The organism is Nonomuraea sp. NPDC003201 (assembly GCF_053590415.1).
Genome location: NZ_JBSFTC010000005.1, coordinates 108,864 through 132,724, shown reverse-complemented (window position 1 = coordinate 132,724; position 23,861 = coordinate 108,864). Strand labels below are relative to the sequence as shown.

General features: G+C 69.5%; 22 protein-coding genes. 10 read left to right on the top strand and 12 right to left on the bottom strand.

Annotated elements, in window-relative coordinates:
* Positions 1-993: a LacI family DNA-binding transcriptional regulator gene (locus ACWDX9_RS04560; protein WP_449949013.1), complete on the bottom strand. Its 993-nt coding sequence runs from the start codon at positions 991-993 to the stop codon at positions 1-3.
* A 74-nt stretch (positions 994-1,067) separates the two neighbouring features.
* On the opposite strand from ACWDX9_RS04560, the gene ACWDX9_RS04555 reads away from it, so the two are divergent.
* From ACWDX9_RS04555 to ACWDX9_RS04540, 4 genes are all read left to right on the top strand, one after another.
* Entirely contained in the window at positions 1,068-2,006 is a 939-nt protein-coding gene (locus tag ACWDX9_RS04555) for a nucleoside hydrolase (protein WP_449949010.1), read from the top strand.
* Entirely contained in the window at positions 2,003-2,917 is a 915-nt protein-coding gene (gene add / locus ACWDX9_RS04550; RefSeq protein ID WP_449949007.1) for an adenosine deaminase, read from the top strand. Before ACWDX9_RS04555 ends, add begins: the two co-directional genes overlap by 4 nt.
* 119 nt (positions 2,918-3,036) lie before the next feature.
* On the top strand, positions 3,037-5,190 hold the full coding sequence (locus ACWDX9_RS04545; protein ID WP_449949004.1) for a DUF6055 domain-containing protein: 2,154 nt from the start codon (positions 3,037-3,039) through the stop codon (positions 5,188-5,190).
* Positions 5,191-5,253: 63 nt separating this feature from the next.
* Complete coding sequence (locus ACWDX9_RS04540; protein WP_449949002.1) at positions 5,254-5,556, top strand: GrpB family protein; 303 nt, start codon at positions 5,254-5,256, stop codon at positions 5,554-5,556.
* A gap of 1 nt (position 5,557) precedes the next feature.
* Here the strand turns inward: ACWDX9_RS04540 and ACWDX9_RS04535 are convergent, their stop codons facing one another.
* From ACWDX9_RS04535 to ACWDX9_RS04515, 5 genes are all read right to left on the bottom strand, one after another.
* Entirely contained in the window at positions 5,558-6,901 is a 1,344-nt protein-coding gene (locus ACWDX9_RS04535) for an MFS transporter (RefSeq protein WP_364261425.1), read from the bottom strand.
* A 73-nt stretch (positions 6,902-6,974) separates the two neighbouring features.
* On the bottom strand, positions 6,975-8,231 hold the full coding sequence (locus tag ACWDX9_RS04530) for a serine hydrolase domain-containing protein (RefSeq protein WP_449948999.1): 1,257 nt from the start codon (positions 8,229-8,231) through the stop codon (positions 6,975-6,977).
* A gap of 247 nt (positions 8,232-8,478) precedes the next feature.
* Positions 8,479-9,459 (bottom strand): trypsin-like serine peptidase, encoded by a 981-nt coding sequence (locus ACWDX9_RS04525; RefSeq protein ID WP_449948996.1) that lies wholly within the window; start codon positions 9,457-9,459, stop codon positions 8,479-8,481.
* Positions 9,460-10,066: 607 nt separating this feature from the next.
* Entirely contained in the window at positions 10,067-10,444 is a 378-nt protein-coding gene (locus ACWDX9_RS04520) for a hypothetical protein (RefSeq protein ID WP_449948994.1), read from the bottom strand.
* The gene (locus ACWDX9_RS04515; RefSeq protein ID WP_449948991.1) at positions 10,441-10,659 is read right to left on the bottom strand and encodes a hypothetical protein; all 219 of its coding nucleotides are present in this window, start codon (positions 10,657-10,659) and stop codon (positions 10,441-10,443) included. The genes ACWDX9_RS04520 and ACWDX9_RS04515 overlap by 4 nt, the downstream gene beginning before the upstream one ends.
* Before the next feature lie 261 nt (positions 10,660-10,920).
* On the opposite strand from ACWDX9_RS04515, the gene ACWDX9_RS04510 reads away from it, so the two are divergent.
* Complete coding sequence (locus ACWDX9_RS04510) at positions 10,921-11,574, top strand: restriction endonuclease (RefSeq protein WP_449948988.1); 654 nt, start codon at positions 10,921-10,923, stop codon at positions 11,572-11,574.
* Between the two features lie 61 nt (positions 11,575-11,635).
* Here ACWDX9_RS04510 and ACWDX9_RS04505 read toward each other — a convergent pair whose 3' ends face one another.
* Positions 11,636-13,468, bottom strand: a complete 1,833-nt coding sequence (locus ACWDX9_RS04505; RefSeq protein WP_449948986.1) for an ABC transporter ATP-binding protein — start codon at positions 13,466-13,468, stop codon at positions 11,636-11,638.
* Positions 13,468-15,315 carry an ABC transporter ATP-binding protein gene (locus ACWDX9_RS04500; RefSeq protein ID WP_449948983.1) on the bottom strand — a complete coding sequence of 616 codons (1,848 nt, stop codon included), beginning with the start codon at positions 15,313-15,315 and terminating at the stop codon, positions 13,468-13,470. The genes ACWDX9_RS04505 and ACWDX9_RS04500 overlap by 1 nt, the downstream gene beginning before the upstream one ends.
* Before the next feature lie 176 nt (positions 15,316-15,491).
* On the opposite strand from ACWDX9_RS04500, the gene ACWDX9_RS04495 reads away from it, so the two are divergent.
* Together ACWDX9_RS04495 and ACWDX9_RS04490 are read left to right on the top strand one after the other, a co-directional pair.
* Positions 15,492-16,379, top strand: a complete 888-nt coding sequence (locus ACWDX9_RS04495; protein WP_449948980.1) for an alpha/beta fold hydrolase — start codon at positions 15,492-15,494, stop codon at positions 16,377-16,379.
* Positions 16,376-17,635, top strand: coding sequence for an MFS transporter (locus tag ACWDX9_RS04490; RefSeq protein ID WP_449948977.1), 1,260 nt, complete (start codon positions 16,376-16,378; stop codon positions 17,633-17,635). Before ACWDX9_RS04495 ends, ACWDX9_RS04490 begins: the two co-directional genes overlap by 4 nt.
* 29 nt (positions 17,636-17,664) lie before the next feature.
* Here ACWDX9_RS04490 and ACWDX9_RS04485 read toward each other — a convergent pair whose 3' ends face one another.
* A complete protein-coding gene (locus ACWDX9_RS04485) occupies positions 17,665-18,297 on the bottom strand; it encodes a hypothetical protein (RefSeq protein ID WP_449948975.1) in 633 nt (210 codons plus the stop codon).
* Positions 18,298-18,895: 598 nt separating this feature from the next.
* On the opposite strand from ACWDX9_RS04485, the gene ACWDX9_RS04480 reads away from it, so the two are divergent.
* Positions 18,896-20,458 carry an ATP-binding protein gene (locus ACWDX9_RS04480; protein WP_449948972.1) on the top strand — a complete coding sequence of 521 codons (1,563 nt, stop codon included), beginning with the start codon at positions 18,896-18,898 and terminating at the stop codon, positions 20,456-20,458.
* Positions 20,459-20,557: 99 nt separating this feature from the next.
* On the opposite strand, the gene ACWDX9_RS04475 is transcribed toward ACWDX9_RS04480, so the two are convergent.
* Positions 20,558-20,866, bottom strand: coding sequence for a DUF6355 family natural product biosynthesis protein (locus ACWDX9_RS04475; RefSeq protein WP_449948969.1), 309 nt, complete (start codon positions 20,864-20,866; stop codon positions 20,558-20,560).
* Positions 20,867-21,076: 210 nt separating this feature from the next.
* Here ACWDX9_RS04475 and ACWDX9_RS04470 point away from each other — a divergent pair, with 210 nt between their 5' ends.
* Positions 21,077-21,406: a hypothetical protein gene (locus ACWDX9_RS04470; RefSeq protein WP_449948967.1), complete on the top strand. Its 330-nt coding sequence runs from the start codon at positions 21,077-21,079 to the stop codon at positions 21,404-21,406.
* Positions 21,390-22,079: a hypothetical protein gene (locus tag ACWDX9_RS04465; protein WP_449948966.1), complete on the top strand. Its 690-nt coding sequence runs from the start codon at positions 21,390-21,392 to the stop codon at positions 22,077-22,079. The genes ACWDX9_RS04470 and ACWDX9_RS04465 overlap by 17 nt, the downstream gene beginning before the upstream one ends.
* Here the strand turns inward: ACWDX9_RS04465 and ACWDX9_RS04460 are convergent.
* Positions 22,073-22,516: a YbaB/EbfC family nucleoid-associated protein gene (locus ACWDX9_RS04460; protein ID WP_449948963.1), complete on the bottom strand. Its 444-nt coding sequence runs from the start codon at positions 22,514-22,516 to the stop codon at positions 22,073-22,075. The two genes, ACWDX9_RS04465 and ACWDX9_RS04460, sit on opposite strands and share 7 nt — an antisense overlap.
* A gap of 36 nt (positions 22,517-22,552) precedes the next feature.
* Positions 22,553-23,791 carry an MFS transporter gene (locus tag ACWDX9_RS04455; RefSeq protein ID WP_449948961.1) on the bottom strand — a complete coding sequence of 413 codons (1,239 nt, stop codon included), beginning with the start codon at positions 23,789-23,791 and terminating at the stop codon, positions 22,553-22,555.
* Positions 23,792-23,861: the final 70 nt, after the last annotated feature.

Below are 23,861 nucleotides of genomic sequence, written 5' to 3'. Positions count from 1 at the left end.
TTACGAGAGTAGGTCCAGATCTCCTCCTCCGCAGCCGCAGCTGCGCCGCGGGATCAGGGCGGCGCGAGTGGCGAGCGGGGCGGCCGCCTCGTCGAACAGCAAAGCGACGGCCTGCTCGGCCATCGCCTGGAGCGGCTGCTCGGTCACCGTGAGCGCCGGAGCGGTGTGGGCGCTCTCCGGGGTCCCGTCGAGGCTGATCACGGCCAGCTGGTCGGGGACGGCCAGACCGCGGGCCCAGGCGCCGGACAGGACCCCGATGGCCTGCTCGTCCGTGGCGATGACCAGGGCATGCGGCAGGGTGCCCGCGTCGGCGAGGCGGCGGGTCAGGGCGTCCGCGGCGGCCCGCGAGTAGTCGCAGCGCAAAAGCTCGGCGCCGGGGACGGCCGCGTGCCAGGCCGCCCGCCGCACGCCCACGGGCCCCTCGTCGTCGGGGCCGGTCAGGAAGGCGATGTTCCGGTGCCCGTGCCCGCGCAGGTGCGCGACCGCCTCCCGTACCGCATCTTGGTTGTCGGCCGCCGCCACGGGCGCGCCCGGAGGCCCGTTGTGGACGTAGACGGCCGGTACGCCGGCCGCCTCGGCCACCTCGGCCACGTCGCCCACGGAGTCGGCCGAGACGATCACCAGGCCGTCGACCTGGGCGGCCAGGAAACGTTCGACGAGATGCCGCTGGCGCTGCGCCGAGTAGCCGGCGTTGCCGACCAGCGTGAGCAGGTCGCGGCCCTCGAGCGCCCGCTCGACGTGCCTGGCCAGGGCCCCGAAGTAGGGGTTGGACGCGTCGGCCAGCACCAGCCCGGCCACGCCCGTGGTGCGCGAGCGCAGCGCGCGGGCGATGCGGTTGGGCCGGTAGCCGAGCTCGGCCGCCGCGGCCAGGACCCGCTCGCGGGTGGCGGCCGCCACGGGACGGGGCCCGTTGTTCATCACATAGCTGACCACCGCCGTCGAGGTCCCCGCTCGGCGGGCCACGTCGGCCAGAGTGCTCGGACGTTTCCTCATGGCGGTTTACATTCTCCCATCTAATCGATTAGATATGCACGTGGCAGTTCTAAACGATTAGACAAGAGGTGACCGTGCTGCCCTTGATCGTCGACACCGACACCGGCTCGGATGACGCCGTGGCACTGCTGCTGGCCGCCGCCAGCGGCCTGGCCGACGTACGTGCGGTGACGACGGTGGCGGGCAACGTGCCCCTGGCGACCGCCACCCGCAACGCGCTCATCTCCCTGGAGACGGCCGGCCGCCCGGAGATCCCCGTCCACGAGGGCTGCGAGAGCCCCATGACCCGCCCGCTGTCCACCGCCCAGCACGTGCACGGCCAGGACGGGATGGGCGACCTGGACCTCCCCGACCCCCTGTGGGTCGCCGAGCCGGAGCACGCCGTGGACGTCCTGCTGACCGCGCCCCGCCACCTCCCCGGCGAGCTGACGCTGGTCACCCTGGGACCGCTCACCAACCTCGCCGCCGCCCTGCTCCGCGACCGCGACCTGCTCTCCCGGTACCGGCACGTGTACTGCATGGCCGGCGCCGCGGACCTGTGGGGCAACGTCTCGGCCACCGCCGAGTTCAACGTGTGGGCCGACCCCGAGGCCGCCCGCGTGGTGCTCCAGGCCGCCACGCCGGACCAGGTGACCTGGATCGGCTGGGACGTCTCGCGCCGGGACGCCGTCATGACCCCGGCGGACCAGCTCCGGCTGGAGCAGCTCGGCACCCCCATGGCCACCTTCGCCCACCGCGTCAACCGGACGGTCGCCGAGTGGGCCCGCGACGTCACCGGCCTGTCCGGCTATGACCTGCCCGACCCCGTCGCCATGGCCGTGGCGCTCCGGCCCGAGCTGGCCGTCGAGCGGGAACGGGCGTACGTGGACGTCGCGCTCGGCGACGAGACCCGCGGCCAGCTCATCATCGACCGCCGCCGCTCGGCCCCCGCCCCGAACCTGACACTGGTGCGGCGGGTCGACGAGACCGCTTTCAAGCAACTGCTCTTCGACACCTGTGAGGGACCGCGATGAACCAGCGTTACGAGTTGCACTGCCACCTCGACGGATCGGTACGCCCGAGCACGATCGCCGATCTCGCGCGCCGCCAGGGCATCACCCTGGCGGGCCCCGTCGAGCAGCTGGTGACGGCGCCCGCCGGGTGCGGCAGCCTGGGCCGGTTCCTGACGTACATCGAGGTGCCCCTCCAGGTGCTGCAGACGCCCGACGCCTTGAGCAGGGCCGCCCGCGAGCTGGTGGAGGACTGGAGCGCGGACGGCGTGGTCTACGGCGAGGCGCGCTTCGCGCCGCAGCAGCACGGCCGCCAGGGCATGACCATCGACGAGGCGGTCGAGGCCGTCGCCGAGGGCCTGGCGGCGGGCGAGGCGGCGACGGGAGTGAGTACCGGGCTGCTGCTGTGCTGCCTGCGGCACCAGACGCCGGAGCAGAGCCTGGCCGTCGCCGAGACGGCGCTGCGGCACCGCGACAAGGTGGCCGGGCTCGACCTGGCCGGCGACGAGCAGCTGTACGCGGCCACGCCGCACCGGGCCGCGTTCGACCTCGCCCACGCGGCCGGTCTCCCCTGCACGGTGCACGCCGGCGAGGCGGCGGGCCCGGAGAGCGTGTGGGAGGCGATCGACGTGCTCGGAGCCCGCCGGATCGGGCACGGCGTCCGCTGCACCGGCGACTCCGCGCTGCTCGAACGGCTGCGCCGCGACAGGATCGCCCTGGACATGTGCCCGGTCAGCAACGTGATGACCGGCGCCGTCCCCGGCCTGGCGGAGCACCCCGCGATCCCGCTCCTGGAGGACGGGCTGGCGGTCACGATCAGCACCGACGCGCGTACCACCGCCGGGACCACGCTGGAGCGGGAGTTCGCCGGGTGGACGGCCGGGCAGGAGAAGCTCGCGCAGGCGAACGCGGCGGAGGCGGCCTTTCGGAACTGAAAGTTTCACCGGGTCTTGACAGTCTCTGTTGCGAACCTCAACACTCTAGCCGCTCCAAAATATGTGACATAACGCGCTGTGTTAGCGCTCACAAAAGAGCGGCTCCCGGAGGTTTCCGAATGAGACGATTGCGGGCGGCGACGGTCGCCCTTCTGATGCTGGTCACCGCGTTCCTCACGACCACCCCGGCGGCCACGGCGGCGGCGAAGGCCGTCTTCATTCCTGCCCGCTGGCAGAGCACCGGTGAGGTGCCGTGGGCCAGTGACCGTACGAAGGAGTCCGCGAACTTCATCTTGTTATGGGGCGACCGATCGGGCACGAACCCCAAGACCGCGCCCTCCCCGTACAACTTCGACCCCGACAACATGCTCAGCCAGCTTGAGACCCTCTACTCCTTCTACGTGAACACCATGAAGTTCACGCCGGAGAGCGGGCTGCTGGCCCAGTACAAGATCATCGTCATCGTCACCAGGACGTGGTCGAACGCGCCGCTCGACGCGTGGGCGACGGGCGGCTCGACCGACGGCAAGGTCGGCGTCATCAACATCGCCCCCGCCGCCGCGCTCCCCGGCTCCTGGGGGCTGGCGCACGAGCTGGGGCACGTGTTCCAGAACTACACGTTCCTCGGCAGGTCCGGCTACGGGTTCACGGACCCGAGCGCGGGCACGTTCTGGGAGACGAGCGCCGAGTTCATGGCCATGCAGGTCTACCCGAAGACCGCGGCGGGCGACCTGACGAGGTTCATCCGCACGGAGAACCTCGCCTACAGCAGCAGCCGGCACCACTACGGCAACTGGATGCTGCTGCAGTACATCAAGGACCGCGACGGCCTGGCCATGTTCAACCGCCTGTGGAACGAGGCCAGGAGCAACGAGCACCCGCTGGAGACCTACCGCCGGATCGCCGGGATCGACCAGGCGGAGCTCAACCGGCGGCTGGGTGAGTACGCCCAGCGCAACGTGACGTGGGACTACTCCAACCGCGCCGACTTCATGCCGTTCATCAACAGCCTGTATCCCTTCGTCACGGCCTACAACGGCGTGGAGGCGCAGGCGGTCAACGCGGCGGCCGGGCACTTCCGCGTCTCCGACGCCATCGCCCCCTCCGACTACGGCTACAACAAGATCCGCCTCGTCCCGAGCAGCGACGGCGCGCTCATCCGGATGCGGTTCAGGGGCCACGTCAACTCCGCGGCCGGGTCGGGCTGGTCGTACGGGTTCGTCGCGGTGAAGAATGGCACGCCCCGCTACAGCCCGATCTACAACTCCTCGAACGGCGAGGTGACCTTCCAGACCCAGGCGGGCGAGAAGGACGTCTACCTCGTGGTCGTCGGCGCGCCGAGCGCCGTGCACAAGTACGCCTTCCTCGACGGCTACCCGAAGAACTACCGCTACCCGTACCAGTTCCGCCTGCAGGGCGCCACGCCGTGGGGCTTCGAGCCCGGTCACGTGAAGCCGGCCGCGCCGGGCGGCGGCCACTGGCACTCCAACGGCGGCGGCTGGGTGGACAACCGCGCCAACGTGGCCGCCACCGCCTACGTCGGTCCCCGGGCCGCCGTGTACGGCAACAGCACGGTCAGCGGCAACGCCCGCATCGAGGACCTGTCCTGGGTCAACAGCGGCGCGACCGTCGGCGGCAACGCCGTGGTGAAGAACAGCGCGCTGGTCCAGGGCGGCGCCAACCTCGGTGGCAGCGTGGTCGTCGGCGGTGACGCCGAGCCCGCGACGGCCTGCTCGTCGGGCACGTACCTGATGTTCAACCCCGACCGGCGCTGCGACGGCGGCGGTGGCGAGGCGGACGTCAACCCGTCCCACCCGATCTTAAGCGACGACGACCTCGCCTTCGGCGGCGGGGGCGGCAACCCCACGCCCGTCAACCTGGCCTCGAGCGCGACCCCCTCGGCCTCGTACACCTCGCCCTGGGAGAGCGTCGCGGCCGTCAACGACGGCCTCGTGCCCAGCCCGCGCTGGGGCACCTGGCCGGAGACCGGCACCCAGTGGGCCGAGCTGACCTGGTCCTCGACCCAGACGATCAAGTCGGCCGAGGTCTACTTCTTCGACGACGGCGGCGGCGTGCGCGTGCCCGCCTCGTGGAAGCTGCAGTACTGGAACGGCAGCGCGTACGCGGACGTGCCCGGGGCGAGCGCGTACGGGACCGCGGCCGGGGCCTACAACCCGGTCACGTTCACCGCTGTCAGCACCACCAGGCTGCGGGTCGTGCTGCAGAGCGGCCAGGGCTCGGTCGGGCTCCTGGAGGTCCGCGCCTTCGGCTGAGGCGACCCTGGATAATCGGCGCATGGCAGACCCCGTCGAGACAGCCGACCACGACCCGGCCTGGTGTACCGGGCGGACAATACCGACCTGACCAAGCGCTACTTCCGCGAGGCGCCGGGCGAGCGCCGCACGCATGTGCACGTACGCGTGCTGGGCAGCTTCTCCCGGCTCTTCCGCGACTACCTGCGCGCCCACCCCGGAGCAGCGGCCGAGTACGCGGCGGTCAAGCGGCGTCTCGCGGCCGAGTTCCGGCACGAGCGGCAGCGATACGTCGAGGCGAAGCGGCCGTTCATCTGGGACACGCTCCGCCAGGCCGACGGCTGGTCTCAGATCACCGGCTGGACGCCGGGCCCGAGCGACGCGTGACTCAAGGGCTGGTCCCGGTCTCGGTCCGTACGTCGTCGTACTCGACGGCGTAGTCCTGCTTCGACCGGTCCTTCAAGGCGAACGCCGCAACCACGCTGATCAGCGCACATATCGCCATATAGACGGCTATGGCGAACGAGCTCTGGTACGTCGCGTAGAGCCAGACCGCGATCAGCGGCGCGGGCCCGCCCGCCGTCACCGAGGCCAGCTGGTAGCCGAGCGAGGCCCCGCTGTAGCGCAGCCGCCCGGTGAAGCTCTCGGCGATGAACGTGGCCTGCGGGCCGTACTGGATGTCGTGAATGGGCGCCGCCAGCACGATGGCCAGCAGGACCAGCGAGGGGACGCGGGTGTCCAGCAGCGGCCAGTAGACGAACGACCAGACCACCATGGCCGCGGAGCCGATGATGTAGAGCTTGCGGCGCCCCACGATGTCCGAGACGTATCCCCAGAAGGGCACGGTGAACAGCGACACGATCCCGGCGGCGATGACGTACGGGTAGATGTCGCCCGCCTTGAACCCCAGGGTCTTGGTGGCGTACGTGAGGATGAAGACGGTGAAGATGTAGAACGGCGCCTGCTGCCCGGTCCGGAGCAGCGCGCTCAGCACGATCTCCCGCCAGTTCCTGACGATGACCTCGCGTACGGGGACGCGTTCGACCCGGTTCTCCTGGAGGACCTTGGTGAAGACCGGCGTCTCCATGATGCCGAGCCTGATGTAGAGGCCGACGCCGGCCATCACGATGCTGAGCAGGAACGGGATGCGCCAGCCCCAGTCGGGGTCGAGCGGCTGGAACACCTCGAGGGCCAGATAGCCGAGCACGAGCCCGACGGGCACCCCGAACTGCGGCCAGCTCCCCAGGAACCCCCGCCGCCCGCCGCGCGACTTCCCCCACTCAGTGGCCAGCAGCACGGACCCGCCCCACTCACCGCCGACGCTGATGCCCTGCAGCAGCCGCAGCACGGTCAGCAGGATGCCGCCCCAGATGCCGATCTGCTCGTACGTCGGCACCAGCCCGACCAGCGCGGTGGCGATGCCCATGCTCACGAGCGTGATGATGAGCGTGGCCTTGCGGCCGATCCGATCGCCGTAGTGCCCGAAGATCGCCGCCCCGATCGGGCGGGCGGCGAATCCTCCGAAGTAGGTGCCGAGAGACAGGAGCAGACCCGTGGTCGGGTCGCTCTTGGGGAAGAACAGCTCCGCGAAGATCGTGCTGGCGGCGAAGCCGTAGAGGAAGAAGTCGTACCATTCGATCGAGGTCCCCACGGCGGAGGCGATCACCGCCCGGACCAGTTGCCTTCTCGTCTGCTGCTGACCTGTCGCGTCGAGTCGCTGCTCCTCTGGCATCTACCGCTCCTCGGTAGGTCTTACCTTTCCCGCGACGTTACATGACGCAACATTGGCGGTCACGAGGGTGCTTTCAGAAGTATTTGGGAGCCAGGTCCGTGGTGGGCCACGTCTTCACGGTGCCGATCGCCTCGCCGAGGATGGGGTCGATCGCGTCGAAGTCGGGCGTGCCCTCTTCCTCCCTGCGGTTGAAGATCGCGCAGTAGCTGACGCCGTTCTGCACCCGCGCGAGGAAGCTGTACGTGCCGGGCATGCTGCCGGTGTGCCAGGTGTTCAGCCCTCCGGCGTTGTTGTTGCGCACGTTCCAGCCGAGGCCGTACCAGGAGCCGCCGGCGGTCACGCCGGTCTCGGGCTTGGCGAATATCCGCGAGATCGACGTGGCGTTGAGCACGGGCCCGGCGGCGTTGAAGACGAAGCCCCACTTGACCAGGTCGACGGCCGAGGCGAGCCAGCCGCCGTTGGCGTCCTGGTTGGGCATGTTGAACCCGCCGTAGGGGAACGGCACGACGGCGCCCGACTGGTCCACGACGCTCTTGCGGGTGTACTTCGAGGCGTAGGTCACCTCGGTGGAGAAGGCCTCGGAGCGGAGGCTGCGGCCGAGGCGCGGCCGGGTGATCCCGGCGGGGGCGAGGAGCTTCTGCCGCACGTACGACTCGTAGCTCATGCCGGAGACCTTCTCGATGATCCGCCCGGCCAGCATGTAGCCGTAGTTGCTGTAGGCGTACTTCGTGCCCGGATCGAAGTCGAGCTTCCTCGCGGTGACGTACTTGATGATGTCGGCGTGATCGATCGGCAGCGGCGCGTCCAGCGACGCGGAGATCGTGTAGTCGTTCCACAGCGGGTCGCCCGACACGCTCGAGTCCCAGCCGCCGAGGTGCTGGAGCAGGCGCCACAGGGTGACGTTCGCCAGCCGGGGGTCCGCCGTGGTAGACAGCCCCAGCACGGAGGCCACCTTGGCGCCCAGGGTCAGCTTGCCGTCCTGGACCAGCCGGACGATCGCGGCCGCTGTGATGTTCTTGCTGAGGCTGGCGACCCGGAACAGGGACGTCGGCTGCACCCGCACGATGGGGGCGCCCGGCTTGGAGTAGAACCCGTAGCCGCGCGCGAGCAGAATCTTGCCGTTCTTGGCGACCGCGAGCTGGGCGCAGGAGATGTCCCGTTCCGTGATGAACGTCTTCATCGCCTTGTCGAACCCGGCCATCGCGCTCGGCACGACACCGGTGGTCAGCGGCTCGGCCACGGCGGCCGACGCGGGACGCGCCCCGAGCGCGATAGCCGGCACGGCACCCGCGCCCGCCTGGAGGAGCTGTCGGCGGCTGAGTGTGGTCACATTTCCCCCTATTGTCACAAAAGCCTCAGAGTAGCCTTCGGCGGGCCAGGTGGTCAGCGGCGGGCCAAGGTGGTCGGCGGCGCGCTCAGACGGCCGCTGCAACATGGCCGACAACGCTCAGGCGACCTCTGCAGCATGGTCGGCAGCGCCCACATAGCGTCTGCAGCGCCCACATAGCGTCTGCAGCGCCCACGTAGCGTCTGCAGCGCCCGGACAGCCGCCGCAGCGCGGTCAGTGGCGTGCTCAGTCAGGCGGCCTCTGCGGCGCGGAAGGTCTTGAGCGCCTCGGGGCCGAAGTAGGAGCCGTAGCTGGTGGTGCTGTTGCGCAGCGCGTGGGTGGAGATCTGGTAGCCGGTACCAGTGATCTTGTTGAAGCTCTGGAACCACGGACCGCCGCTGGACCCCCCGCCCATGTCGCACAGGAACGCGTACTTCATCCCGTACGCCGGGGTCACCGAGGCACCGCTGCAGTACTGCAGGGTCTGTCCACCGTTGCCGTTGCTCGGGTAGCCGAGCAGCAGGTTGGACGAGCCGGCGGAGGTGGAGTTGAACCTGACGCCCTGGCCGCCCACGGTCTGCACGGCCGTCTTGCCCTTCACCGGCTTGACGACCAGCATGCCGAAGTCGAACGGCGGCTGGTGAGCGCCGTCCTTGTAGTAACCGGACCAGATGAACATGGTCCGCGCCACGAACTTGCCGTAGGGCGCCGCGCCGTTCTTGTACGCCGGGACGAAGACCAGGTTGGTGCTCCACCGGCCCTCGCCGTCGATCATCGCGTGCCCGACGGTGACGACGACGTCCCCGTCCGCGCTGGTCACGACGTTGCCGGAGGCCACGAAGTCCTTGCCGTTGCCGCCGGTGCCGAACACCTTGCCCGCCGTCTTGGCGATGAGGCCGCCGGACTTCCACGTCCGCTGCTTGGCCGCCGAGGTGACGTACGGGGTGACCCACCGCTTCGTACCGGCCGACGGGGTGGGCGCGATGTCCACCTGCTCCTGCGCCGCGTACGGCGTCGCGCTCCTGCTCGCGCCGCTCCCCGCATCATCGGGGGCGGCAAGCGGCTGGGCGGCCCGCATCCGCTCCGGGGTCCAGTAGTCGTTCCCGGCCGCGAACGTCGTCGGGACCTGACGCGCGAGCGGCGCATCCGCCTCCGGGGGCTCGGCAACGGCGGCGTGAGTACCCAGCCCGAGCATCAAGGTGGTCAAGCCGACGATGGGCAAGGTACGCATGGGGCCTCCGTGACAAGCGTGACGGAGAAGATTTACCACACCTGTCACGAAAATGGACAATCGTCACAGACCACCCAGCCGACCATAGGTGGAGACTTCGATCAGGTTCCCGTCAGGGTCGCGAAAGCAGACCGACGCGATAGGGCCTTGGGCTTCGGTCCGCGAGACCCCTCCACAGCGGGAACGCCGCACCTCTCAAGGCGCCCGAAATGCTCAGACTTCACCGCAAAACGAAGCGGTCCTATCGATGTCGGCGATCGCGAGGACGAGGTGGTCAAGGCGCTCAATCCGGATCAAGGTTCGAACCTACGCCTTCAGGACGGAAGCCCTCTTCCGGAGTCCGAGGACGACCGCCGTACTCCGGAGCGCAAATCACCAGATCCAGCGGGTGAGTACGTCGTCGAACTCGGCGTTGATCGGCGGCCGCGAATCGCCATGGGCGACGTGACCGGCGTCTCGCCAGCCCCCTCCGACCGCCCGACAACCGCCCGCACCCTCCGGCAGCCGCCTGCACCATCGGCAACGGTCGATCCAGTCCAGCCGGTCGAGCAGCACGGCCGCCCGTCCCCCCGACGGCTCTCCCAGGAACGCGCCGGATTGTCACTTGTCAGGCGCTGACCTTCAACTGGTGCACACGCTGCTTGGACAGGCCCATGACGCGTGCCGTGTCCGGCTCCGACCAGTGGTTCGTGAGGGTCTTCGCTACCTCGATGGCCAACTCCGCGGCACGCTTGGCGTGAGCCTCGGCCAGTTCCTTCTCACGGTGGTATTCGGCCACCACACCGGCCAGGTCCTCGGGCAGGTCGAAGACCAACTCCACGCCTGGGGTGTCCTGAGGCCAAGCCCAGGCATGGATCTGCGCCAAATCACGCTCCATCTGCGACAAGGAACCGGCCACGCCGACGCCCTCAGTCTCTCCAGTGGGGCAACGCGACACCCAGCGCCCGTTCTCATAGGTGATGACATAAGTAATCGTCTTGCTCATCGGCCCATCCTCTCGGTGACCGCCTCCAGGAGCTTCAGGGCTTCACGAAATAGCTCTGGGTCGCGATCCGGGTTCGCGGGAATCATGACGGGGACCGAGACGATGCCATCCTTGATCACTCGCAACGCACACATGTCGCCCTGGAGGTGATACAGCCAGTCAGCGGTTGCACCTGCGGCAGCCATTATGGCCGCGACCTCGGCAAGCTGGCGCATGTGCCGGGGGGAGGCGCTCGGTCACATCAATGATGATATCGCATTAGGAGGGCTCCTCCTAGCCACCTAGGAAGCAGCAGAGATGCCAACTGCGTAATGCCAGGACTATGCCATACAGCTGGCCGGAGCGGTTTCTGGCACATTAGACGGAAACCGGCGCATGGATAAATAGCAATCTATTCTGATTTCCTTCCGGGCGCAGATTCTGTCGGTGCCGCGCCTCATACTCGCCATCAAGCACCGATCTTCCAGGAGGCGCCCATGGCGAGGGGATCCAGGCGGGGCAGCAAGCGGCAAAAGTCGAACGATCTTCGGGTGATGGGGCTGGCGGGAGCCGGCGTCGCGATTGCCTCAGTGGCCTACTTCGTCACCCGATACCCCGGATGGGCGGTGGGCATCACCCTCATCCTGATCGCGGCCCTGAGCGGCGGGCTCTTCCTGCGGCACCGGGTCATCCAGGCCCGCCGCCTGCAGTTCCTCGCGGCCAACGCGGCCCTGGAGAAGGTCGACCTCATGACCGGGCCGCAGTTCGAGCAGCTGGTCGCCGAGCGCATGATCGCCCAGGGGTTCCGCCGGGTGCGGATTCGAGGCGGCGCCGGGGACGGTGGTGTGGACATCACGGCCGTCGCGCCCGACGGCACGCGCTGCGCCGTCCAGTGCAAGCGCTACAACAAGAGCGTCGGCGCACCGGCGGTCCGCAACTTTCTCGGAGCCCTGGCCAACGCCTTCACCGGGCACACCGGCGTGCTCATCACCTCGGGGCGCCTCACCCGCCAGGCCCGTCAGGAGGCGACCGACGCGCGCCAGAGGCTGCTGCTCGTCGAGCGCGACCTGCTCGCCGATTGGCTGACCGGGAGGTTCGCGCTGCTCGCCAAGCCAACCCGGCTGGTCGAAGGCGACGAGCCGGCGACCTGAAGCCGGCGCCGCTGGTCGAAGACGACGTACTTGGCGACCTGAACAGCGGCGGGCCGGGTGGTCAGCCGGAGCCGCCGCTCGTCACGGAGACGAAGCCGGAGCCGGCGCGGTAGTTGGGGGACTGGTGGCGGAAGTAGGTGTTGTAGACCTCGCAGTAGCGCCCCCCGCGAGCCAGCAGGGTCGCGTGGTCGCCCTCCTCCACGATCCGCCCGTGATCCAGCACGATGATGCGGTCGACGTGCTCGATCGTCGAGAGCCGGTGCGCGATGACGATCGAGGTCCGCCCGGCCAGCACCAGGTCGAGGCCCTCCTGGATCTGGGCCTCGGTCAGTGGGTCGACGCTGGCCGTGGCCTCGTCCAGGACCACGATCGCCGGGTCCTGGATCAGCAGCCGGGCCAGCGCGACGAGCTGCCGCTGCCCCATCGACAGCGCCCGCCCGTGCTCGCCCACGTCCGTCTCCAGCCCGTGGGGCAGGGCCTCGATCCAGTCGCCGCCGCCCACCGCGGCCGCCGCGGCGCGTACCTCGTCGTCGCCCGCCTCCGGCCGCGGGTAGCGGATGTTGTCGGCGACCGTGCCGCTGAACAGGAACGGGGCCTGCGGCACCGCGCCGATCTGGCTGCGGTAGGCGCCCAGCTCAAGGGTGCGGATGTCGCGCCCGTCGATCAGCAGGCGGCCTTCCTGGAACTCGTAGAACCGGGTGATCAGCTTGCTGAGCGTCGACTTCCCGGCGCCCGTGTGGCCGACCAGCGCCACGGTCTCCCCGGCCTCGATGCGCAGGTCGAAGTCGCGCAGCACGGGGCTGGCGGCGTCGTACCCGAAGGTGACGCCCTGGAACTCGATGCGCCCGGCCAGCCTGCCCGGCGGCTCGGCGGCGCTCTGCACCACCCGCGGCGGGGCGTCGATCAGGGCGAAGACGCGCTCGGACGCGGACAGCCCCTGCTGGAACTGGGACCAGAACGCGGCGATGGACGTCAGCGGGAACCAGAAGAGCGACACGCCCTGCAGGAACAGGTACCAGTCGCCCGCGGACAGCCCGCCGTCGAGCACCTGCGCGCCGCCCAGCCGGACCAGGCCCACCGTCGCGAGCCCGGCCACCAGGAAGAGCACCGGGAAGATGGTGGAGAAGACGAACCCCTGCCGGAGCGTCACCTGGTAGCTCTGCCGGTTGATCGGCCGGAACTCGTCGTAGACCTGCTGCTCCTGGCGGAAGTTCTTGGCGACCGCGATGCCGCCCATGGTCTCCTGCAGGTTGGCGTTGACGCGGCTGAGCGAGCGCTGCGCCCTGCGCGTGCTGATCCTGGCCAGCCGCCGGAACATCAGCGCCAGGCCCACCACGATCGGCACCACCAGCAGCGTCAGCAGGGCCAGCTCGACGCTGCGCACGAACAGCAGGACCGTGACGAAGCCGACCATCAGCACCTGGCTGATCAGGTCCATCGTCAGCGTGGACACGGTGGCGAAGTCGTCGGTGTCGGACGTCACCCGGCTGACGATCTTGCCGGACGGGGTCTCGTCGTAGAACGACAGGTCGCGCGCCAGCACCGCGTCGAACGCGTCCTCGCGCAGCCGGAGCACCACGTCACCGGTGACCTGCGCGCTGTATTTCTGCCGGATGAAGTTGAACACCCACGAGAGCACCCCGGCGACCAGGATCCCGCCCGTGAGCAGCCAGCCGACCGAGCCGATGGTGCCGTCCGAGACCGCGTCGACGGCCAGGCTGCCCAGCGCCGGCACGGCCGCCTGGCTCGCGGACAGCAGCACGATCATGGTGGCGACCAGGACCATCGACCCCAGCTTGGGCCGGAAGTACGACATGATGCGGCGCAGCAGGGCGCGGTCGCTGTAGGTGCGGTCGTAGTCCTCGGCGTCGAGGCCGTCCATGATGAAGCCCATCAGCGCACCCCTCCCTGCTCCGCGGCCAGCACCCCGTCCACGGCGCCGTCACGGTCGCCGTCACCGTCCAGCTCGACCTCGTCGTAGTGCGCGAAGATCCGGCGGTAGAGCCGGCTGCGCGCGATCAGCTCGTCGTGGGTGCCGAAGTCGACCACTTCGCCGCGTCTGAGCAGCAGCACCTTGTCCGCCCAGCGGATCTGCGAGAGCCGGTGGGTGATCAGCAGCGTGGTGCGCCCTTCCAGGATGCGCCCGATCGCCTGCTGGATTCTGTCCTCGGTGGCGGAGTCGATGGCGCTGGTCGAGTCGTCGAGCACGAGGATCGCCGGATCGGTCAGCAGCGCCCGCGCGATGGCCAGCCGCTGCCGCTGCCCGCCGGAGAGCGTGACCCCGCGCTCGCCGATCACGGTCTCGTAGCCGTCGTCCAGCTCGGCGATGAACTCGGCGGCCTGGGCGTCCTCCGCCGCCCGCACCACGGCCTCGTGATCGGCCCGCTGCCCCAGGCTGAAGGCGATGTTCTCGGACACGGACCGCGAGAACAGCACGATGTCCTGCTCGATGGTGGAGATCTGGGACCGTAGCGAGTCGAGGTCCCAGTCGCGCACGTCCACGCCGTCGACGAGGATCCGGCCTGACGTGACGTCGTAGATCCGCGGCACCAGCTTGGTCAGCGTGCTCTTGCCCGACCCGGTCTCGCCGACGATCGCCACCGTCTCCCCCGGCCGCACGGTGAACGTCACCCCCCGCACCGCCGGCTCCTCGTCGTCCTCGTAACCGAACGTCACGTCCTCGAAGACGAGCTCCCCGCCGATCGGCGCGGCGTGCCCCTCGGCCCGCTGCTCGATCTCGCTGTCGGAGGTGACGACGCTCAGGATCCGGCGCGAGGACACGATGCCGATCTGGATCAGGGAGAACGTGAAGATCGACATCTGCGTGGGGAACCCGAGCTGGCCCATGAGCCCCATGAACGCCACCAACTCGCCGATGGTGATCGCCCCGATGCCCTGGAGATAGAGGCCGTGCCACAGCGCCCCGGCCATGGCGAAGGAGAACAGCAGGGTGGGCAGGTAGCGGGCCTGGACCAGCCCGTTGCGTACGAAGAGGTCGCGGTAGAGCCGCGCGTCGGCACGGAAGCGCCGCCGCTCCTGCGCCTCCTGCGCGGTCACCTTGATCACCTCGATGCCGCGCACGGCCTGGTTGAGCCCCGCGTTGAGGTCGCCGAACTGCTCGCGCATGCGCGTGGCCACCGGGTTGAGCTGCCGCATGTAGTGCCAGAGCGCCACGGTGAACACGACGGCGAACAACCCGGGCGACAGCAGCAGCCGCGGGTCGATCGCCCCGATGAAGAAGATGGGCACCAGCCCGGTGAGCCCCGAGTCCACGATCAGGTCGACCCCGGGCGTGATCATGATGGAGAGCTGCCGGATGTCGTTGGCGGCCCTGGCCATCAGATCGCCGACCCGCTGGCGGTTGTGGAAGGTCTGGCTCTTGCCGAGCAGGCTCACGTAGAGCTCGTCGCGCGCGTCCCGCTCAAGGCGCTTGGCCAGCACCTCGCTCGACAGCCTGGCCACGAGGTCGAACAGCCCCCGCGCCAGCACGATCGCCAGCAGCGCGAGCGCGATGAAGCCGAGCGCGTCGAGCGGCTCGGCCTGCCGCCCCAGCACGGCGTCGAAGGCGTCGCCGGTGAACAGCGGCACCATGGCGTTGAGCACCACCATGACCAGCGACCCGCCGAGGAACCCGAGCAGGTGCGCCGGATGCCGACGAAGATGGGACCAGAGCCAGCGCACCGGGCCGCGCCGGTTGTAGCTCGGGCCGGAGACAGAGAACTCCGAACTGCTGGTGGTCACTGGCAGGCCCTCCCCCGGGCACGAGCACGCGAGTATCGAACCTGCTTTCTATCACCGGGCACCGACAGTTTCCCAGTGCATTTTCACCGGGGCCGGCCGACGCGCGCGGACGACCCCAAATGAAAGGTCCGATATCCGCCGTCGTCCCGCCTCCCGATCGGGCCAAGATGAGCGCCATGATCGAACATCCCCCTGGTCAGGCGTACGAGATCCGCGGCGGCCGGCGCATCTGGGTCGAGCAGCACGGGGACGGCGACGCCGTGGTGCTGCTCGCCGGACTGGGCCCCGCGGGATCGCATGTGATCTTCCACCCGCACTTCGACGCCCTGGCGGCGGACCACAGGGTGATCTACGTCGACCTGTTCGGCCGCGGCCGCTCCGGCCGCCCTCGGCACCTGTCCGAGATCACCTTCGCCGACGACGTCGCCGACGTGGCCGCGCTGCTCGAGCAGCTGGGCCCCGCCCACCTGTACGGCTTCTCGTACGGCGGGCTGATCGCGCAGGCGATCGCCCTCGACCACCCCGCCGTGGCGCGTACCGTCACCCTGGCCAACACCCTGCACAGCCCCGAGATGTGGCAGCTCAACCATGCCAACATCAACCGTGAGCTGGCCACCCAGCTCCCCGAGGTGTGGGAGCGGATCCAGGAGCTGCGGCTGGACGGGCTGCGCTCCACGGACGAGCCGCTCAGGCGGGAGTTCGCCAAGGCGGCGGCCCTGGTCCGCTTCTACGACCCGGCCAACGCCGCCCTGCTGGCAGACGAGCCCGGCGCCAGGAACCAGGAGCTTTATCCGATCTTCTGCGGCGACGACGTCGATTTCGTGATCGGGGGTGAGGTGGCCAGGATCCCCGACTTCCGGCCCCGGCTCAAGGAGATCCGCGTTCCCCTGATGGTGCTGGCCGGCCGCCACGACCGGGCGCTGCACCCGGCGTTGCAGCTCGACTTCCGGCGCTTCGCGCCCCAGGCCCAGTTCCACATGCTGGAGCGCAGCGGCTCGTTCGGCCACGTCGAGGAGACGGAGACCGTCCACTCGCTGCTGCGGGACTTCTGGTGGCAGGCATGACCGTCATGACGGAGTTGTCCGGACGTACGGCCCGGCGGAGCTTCGGGCTGCTGTGGGCGGGGCAGTCGTTGTCGCTGTTCGGGGACCAGTTCATGACGCTGGCGCTGCCGCTGCTCGCGGTGACGGTGCTGGGCGCGACTCCGGCCCAGGCCGCGTTGCTGCCGTTCGCCATGTTCCTGCCCTTCCTGCCGCTCGGCCTGCCGGCCGGCGCCATCGTGGACCGGTTGCCCCGCCGTACAGTCATGCTCGTCTGCGACGGCGTCCAGGTGGTCGCGTTCGGCGCGATCTGGGTGACGGCGGTCGCCGGCGTGCTCAGTTTCCCCCTGTTGTTCGCGCTGGTGCTGGTGAGCGGTTGCGCGGTGGTGTTCTTCCAGGTCGCCTACACCTCGTACCTGCCCGGTCTCTTCCCCGACCCCGGCGAGCTGCACACCGGCAACACCCGCCTGGCGCTGTCGGAGTCGACCGCCAAGGCGGTCGGGCCGATGGCCGCGGGGCCGGTCATCGGGCTGCTCGGCGTGGCCGGCGCGCTCCTGGCCAACACCGTCAGTTTCGCCGCCTCGCTCGTGGCGCTGGTCGCCATCCGGCACCGCGAGGCGCCGCCCGCCGTCACCGTGCGGGAGCGGGGCTGGGTACGGCGCGACGTGGCGGCCGGGCTCAGGTTCGCGCTCGGGCATCCGGTTCTGGAGCCGGTCCTCGCCTGCGGCACCGTGTACGTGCTGTTCCTCTCCATGGTCGAGACCAGCCTGGTCCTGTACTGCCGCAACGTCCTGGGGCTGTCGCCGCAGTGGATCGGGATCGTGGTGGGCGCCGCCGCGGCCGGCTACCCGATCGGCAACCTCGCCTCGGCCTTCCTCATCAGGCGTCTGGGCAGTCCGCGCGCGCTCATGCTCGCCGCCACCGTGTCGGTGCTGGGCATCGTGGCCATGCCCGCGCTGGGGGCGGCGCACGGCAGCCTGGGAGCCGCCGGCCTGGTCATCGGCAGCATCGTGCACTGCGTGGGCGAGGGCGCGTTCAGCCCCATCTCGCTGACCCTCCGCCAGACCCGGACCCCGCCAGAACTCCTCGGCCGGGTGTCCGCCGTGCAGCGGTTCCAGTTGTGGGGCGCGGTCGCGCTCGGCGCCCTGCTCGCCTCCGGAGCCACGGCGCTCGCGGGGCTGGAGTCGACGGTGTGGATCGGCGCGCTCGGCACGATCCTGTGCCTGCCCGCTCTCCTGCGCCGCGGCATCCGCACCGCCGTGCTCACCCGTACCGGCTGATCCACGCCAGGTGGCGCACCGGGGGCAGGTCAACGCCTGCGTTTCTTGCCGTGACCGGAACGGCGGCCGCGCGCCCCCGGCCCGGGTCCCTCGACGAAGCGGAGCGTGTGGGAACGGGAACGGGCACGCAACGGCTCTGCCACCAGCCTGCGCAGCTCGTCCATGCCGATGGTGGCGGGATGACCGGATTGCGCCACCGCCTCGATGATCTGTGGCGCCTCCCTGCCGGCCATCTGGCCGAGCTGCGTCACGACCTCCTCCGGGCCGGCCAGCTCCAGCAGGTTGAGCAGGCCTTCGGTCATGAGCAGGAGTTGCTCGGAGGAGGACAGATCGTCGGCTCCCATGGCTCCGGTGTCGTGCAGCAGGGTGACGGCAATGGGGCCGAGCACGCGGTCCCCGCGCAGGCGCGCGAGGAGCGACCGGCCGTCGGGACGAGCCTCCACCAGCGTGCTCAGCATGACGGACGCGCGGGTACGGAACGGGCAGGCCCGTATGGCGTCCAGCAACGGCTCGACGTCCCCGCCGTGTGCGGCGAGCCAGCCCGCCAGCTCCGTCGCGGCCGCCTCCGGCGGGTAGTGCTCCGCGAGCACGCCGAGCAGCTCGCCCGGCGCGGCCTCCGCCAGCTCTCCCACCAGCGGCGCGCCCCGGCCCTCGGCGAGCATCCGCTCGCGGCCTCGGCCACGGCCTTTTCCAACTCGGCCGTCGTGGCGCCGCGCGGGTCGCGGATGCCGGTCGCGTCGAGGTAACGCAGCAGCGTGATCAGGGTTTCCGGGGCGGCGTCGAGGTCCTCCCGGAGTGCGGCGACGTACCGGGGGATCCACTCCAGCAGGAACCGGCGCACCTGCGCGGCATCCCAGAAGGCGAGCCGTCCGTCTCTGCTGCGATGGCGGGAGTCCAAGGCCGCCGTCAGCACCAGGTCGTCGGCGGCCAGGCCGCGGTCGTCGGCCCAGTCCAGGCAGCGGCGGATCAGCAGGTCCTTGGCCGCCTCGAACTCCTCTTCCCGGTCCGGCTCGAAAAGGTCCGCATGATTTCCCATGGTGGTTCCGGCTGCCCCGGAGGCTCGAAGCCGCACGGGCCGATGACCCTCCATGATGGTCCATCGGCACCGTGCTGGATCGTGGTCTGAGTTCCTCGACGACCTGCCGCCGCGCGGGATGAGGGAAACGGTGCACGAGGATGGGCAATCGGGCGGGCAGCGTGAGATTCGGCTCGCGAGTCAAGCCGATCGAATCTGTCACCGTGCGATGGCACACTGTGACGGTGACCAGGCCCAGGTACTTCAACACCACCGGACCGTGCGACCCCCGGCTCCACTACGTGCTGCCGTCGCAGCCCCGGCTGCCGCAGGCGCGCCAGTTGATCGACATGGATCGCTTCTTCGTGATCCACGCTCCGCGTCAGTCGGGCAAGACGACCGTGCTGCATTCCCTGGAGCATGAGCTCACCAAGGAAGGCGCCGCCGTGGCGGTGACGATCTCCTGCGAGGAGGCCTCCGTGGCGGGCGACGACTACGAGGCCGCGGAGTTGATCCTGCTGGACGAACTCCGGTGGAGCACCAATTCGGCGCCCAACCCCTGGCCTGAGGTCTCTCCGGGCAAACGGCTGGGCGCCGCCCTCCGGGCGTGGGCGACCCAGTGCGAGCTCCCGCTCGTGTTGCTCATCGACGAGATCGACGCGCTGTACGGCGAGAGCCTGATCGCGGTCCTGCGGCAACTACGCCGCGGTCACAACAATCGCCCCAAAGGCGTTCCGTTCCCCAACTCCGTGGTGTTGTGCGGGCTGAGAGACGTGCGGGACTACAAGATCGCCTCAGGCGGCGACCCCGCCCGACTCGGCGCGATCAGTCCCTTCAACATCGCGGTCAGGTCGCTTCGCCTGGGCGACTTCACCCCGGAGGACATCAGGGAGCTGTACGGCCAGCACACCGCGGAGACCGGGCAGGAGTTCACCAAGGAAGCCATCGCAGCGGCCTTCGAATTCACCCGCGGACAACCCTGGCTGGTCAACGCGCTGGCTTGGGAGATCACCTGGGAGATGCGGGTCCCCCCAGAGGAGCCGATCACTGCCGGGCACATGGAGCAGGCCAAAGAGCGACTCATCCGTGACCGCGCCACCCACCTGGATTCTCTTGTCGCCAAGCTGCACGAACCCCGAGTCAAGCGAGTGCTCGAACCGATGCTCGCAGGCACGCCGGTCGACCATGACGAAAGCTTCGAGGACGACTTCTCCTACGTGCGTGACCTCGGCCTGGCGGCCCTGGGAAAAGTGCTCGAAATCGCCAACCCCATCTACCGCGAGGTCATCCTGCGCGTGCTGGGTAGCGGCGCGGAAGCCATCATCCGGGAAGATTCGCGGTCTTTCGTCTTCCCCGACGGCCGTCTGGACGTGCTCAAGCTGCTGCGTGAGTTCACCGCCTTCTGGAAGCAGCACGGCGAGATCCTGGTCCGTGGCGCCGCCTACCACGAGGCCGCATGCCAGATCATCCTCATGGCCTACCTGCACCGGATCGTCAACGGCGGCGGCTTCCTCGACCGGGAGTACGCGGCCGGCACCGGTCGGCTGGACGTCTACCTGCGCTGGCCGTACGGCGAGGGACAGGTGCAGCGGGAGGCCATGGAGCTCAAGGTGTGGCGGCCCGGTCAGCGGGATCCGGTGGACGAAGGGCTCGCGCAGCTCGACCGCTATCTGGACCGGCTTGATCTCGACGCCGGTTACCTGGTGGTCTTCGATCGCCGTCCTGAGGCGTCCCCGATGGAGGACCGCGTCCGGTTCGACCACGACCGCACCCCGGCGGGGCGGCAGGTCACCGTTCTGCGGGCCTGAAGGCATTGCAGCGGGCGACATTCCTTCTGAGCAGGCGGCACAGCTCACCACACGGGGCCACGGGCCGGCCGTCCCGTGGCCCCATGCTCATTTGAGGGGTCAGCAGCCGCCCCGGTTGTAGACCCTGAACGTGTTGCTCCACCTGCCGACGTACTTCGACTCTCCCGGTGCCACGCAGAAATAGGTGTTCCCGCCCAGCAGGTAGGTCACGAAGATGTTCTCGCCGGCGCCGGTGCAGTTCTTGTACATGGCCGCGTCGCCGTCCCGGTACAGGCCGCAGGCAGATGCCAGGTGGCTGCGCTCGTTGACGCCGGCGGTCGCCGGGGTGGCGGTGAGCAGCGTGGCACTGACGGCCGCGAGGACGGTCAGCAGGGCGGCGGGGGACGGCTTCTTGATGTGGACTGGCATGGTTCGGACTCCTGTTCTGGTTGGTCGACCGCCCTGGATCGCTGCGCGGCGGGGCGTCAGGCTCAGGAAAGCCACCCCGGTCAGGTGTCCAACAGAGGCTCGGACGCACTCGTCCGAAATCGGGCCACGCGTCGGCCAGGCCCGGACAGCGCCGGCCAGGCTCCGGCTAGTATGTCCAGCCAAGTAATGGATCACGTACTTGGAGTAATTTTGAGCCAAGACGAAGCATCACGTATCCACCGGCTGTCCGCGATCAGAGCGCTGGGCGACGCTCTCGTCGATGACGTCGCGGGCACCTCCCCCGTGTCGCACCTGGCCGAGGTCGGCGACTTCCCCTCGAACATGCGCATGGGCCCCTGGGCCATGGGAGTGCTCGGATGGCCCCTGACCAAAGAACACGACAAGATCGTCGGTTACGCGGAGAGCACGGTCCTCAACACGATCGAAGCCCTGCATGACCATCGGGACCGGCTGCACACGGTCGCCGGCAACATCCAGACCGTGGAGAACAGGAACGAGGCCAATGTCCGGCGGCTTTAAGATCCCCGTCCCCGGCGGGACCCCCGACCCGTTCCAGCCGGGTGACGAGGGCGGCGACCTCAAGCGGATGCAGTACTCCACGCTCGGCATGTACGCGTTCGCCGCCCTGATCTTTCCCGTGTTCGAGCGGGTGGTGGTCGCGTACGGGCTGTCGGTCCCGTCCGACCCGCAGGTGATGCACAGGGCCGCGGACGGCTGGAGCGCCTTTGGAGACGGTGTGTACGCGGCGGGCGCGACGGCGCGGGAGCAGCACGACAGCGTGTCCCAGGCCAGCTGGCAGGCGCCGGAACGGGAGCTCTACGGGCAGCGGGTCGCCGGCTACGCCATGGAGTCGGACACCGCGGCCGGCTCCGCCCACAGCCTCTCGTGGATGCTCAGAGTGCTGGCCGACCTCTGGACGCTGTACATCTACCTCCACGTGGGCATCGCGAGCCTGGCCATGGCCACCCTGGCCAAGGCCCTGCTCGCCGGTCCGGGAAGGGTGTACTACGCGTGGGAGGCGCTGTCGCAGGCGATGACCGCCGAGAAGCGGGTCATCGAACTGCGTAACTTCACGCTCAGGACGGTGCTCGGCCTGGCCCTGAAGTACGGTGCCGCCTGGATGACCGAGCGCACCCTCACGGACGGCCTCAAGCCGCAGTACGCGGCCGGGCGCGCCCAGGACGCTCAGTAGCCGAGCTTCCTCCGCATACGATCCAACTCACCCGTCGCATCACCCATCATCCGGTCGAAGGCCTGCTGCGCCTCCGCGAACTTCGCCCGGGCGGTGTCGGGATCGCCCAGGGCGCGGTCCAGGCCTCCTCCGAACGCGCCCGCCATGATCGCGGACAACTGGCGCTGAAGGTCGGCGTCGGCGTCACGGATGGCTACGAGGATCGCCGCGGACATCTCGTGCACGCTCATCCGCTTCGCCCTCGGATCGATGTCCAGCCGGCTCACCCCGCCCTGCGCGGTGCACTCGACCGCGATGAGACCGTCGGCGGCCGTCGCCCGCCCGACCGCCGCCGCGACCCCTTCCTGCGCCGCGGCGAAGTCGGCCACCCGTTTCTCGGAATCCCGCAGGAACGCCTCGGCGTCGATGTTCGCGAAATTACCGAGCGGGTCGTCCACGTGCGGTCCTCCATCCACGTACGTTCGTCCGGATGGTCATAGCACAGCTCCGTTTCGTAGTGATTTCCTGGCGCTCGGGAGTCCGGATCGCGTACCCCTGACGGCACGTCGCTGGAGCACCAGTGCCCAGATCGTGGACAGGAGCGCGAAAGCCCCAAGGGTGGCGAAACCGGCCCCTGCGCTGGTGTGATCGGTGACGGTGGCCACGAGCAGCATGACGACGATGGTCGCGGCGAGCCCGCCGCCGTTGGCGAGGCCGAAGACCCGGCCTATGTCCGTACGACCGGCCCGGGCCATCAGCAGATTCCGCGAGGAGATCCTCGCCTGGCCGAAGACGAACGCGCCCATGGGGACCAGCACGGCCAGTCCGGCGACGCCCAGTTGCCCCTGAGTGACGATGAGCAGGCTGCACGCGAAGAACCCCGCCACGGCGATGCGCAGATCGGAGTACCGCTGGGCGAACAGCCGGTATCCGGCGGCGGCGGCGAGGAACCCGAGGCTGCCCAGGGCGTCGATGGCCCCGAAGGTCCCCGCGCCGCGATTGAGCTCGACCAGGACGTACATGGGCAGGAGGGCGTTGAAGACGGTGACCACGACGCTGCCCTGCGCGTACAGCAGGATCAGGCTGCCCATCGGAAGCGGCGGCCGATCCGGGCCCGCGGCCTCCACCGGGTCGTCGGCGGGCCCGCCGACGACCCGGGTACGGCCGACGGAGGTCACGCACAGGGCGGAAACGGCGAACGTGGCCGCGTTGAAGACGAGCAGGGGGACGGCGCCGAAGACCTGGACGGCGAGCCCGCCGACGGTGGCGGACAGCAGCATCCCGGCCTGGGTGGCCATCTCGTAGCGGCCGTTGAACCGGCGCAGGACAGTGCCACCGGGGACCCGCTCCTTGATCAGCGCCGCGCTCGCCGGCACGAAGATCGCGCTGACCAGGGCGAGCGCGAAGTTCGCGACGTAGATGCCGGCCTCGGCCGCACCACCCGCCGCCAGCCACAACGGCAGGCCGAGGGCCACGATCGCGCTCACCGTGTCACAGGCGATCCACAGGACGCGGCGATCCAGTCGGTCCGCGAGCCGTCCCAGATACGGAGACAGGACGGCCTGTGGCAGCGCGACGGCGATGAACAACCAGCCCACGGCCATCATGGTCTGCTGCTCCCTGGCCAGCAGCAGCGCCCCGGTGATGAGCTGGACGTTGTTGCCGAGCGCGGTGGTGAAGGCCGCGGCGATGAGCAGCCGCATGGTCGTGCGATGGGAGATCTGAACGGGCATGCGCACAGTCTCCGCATCACCACTGACACCAAATGTCAGTGAAGACGTGTTTCTCCTGTGGACTGAACGT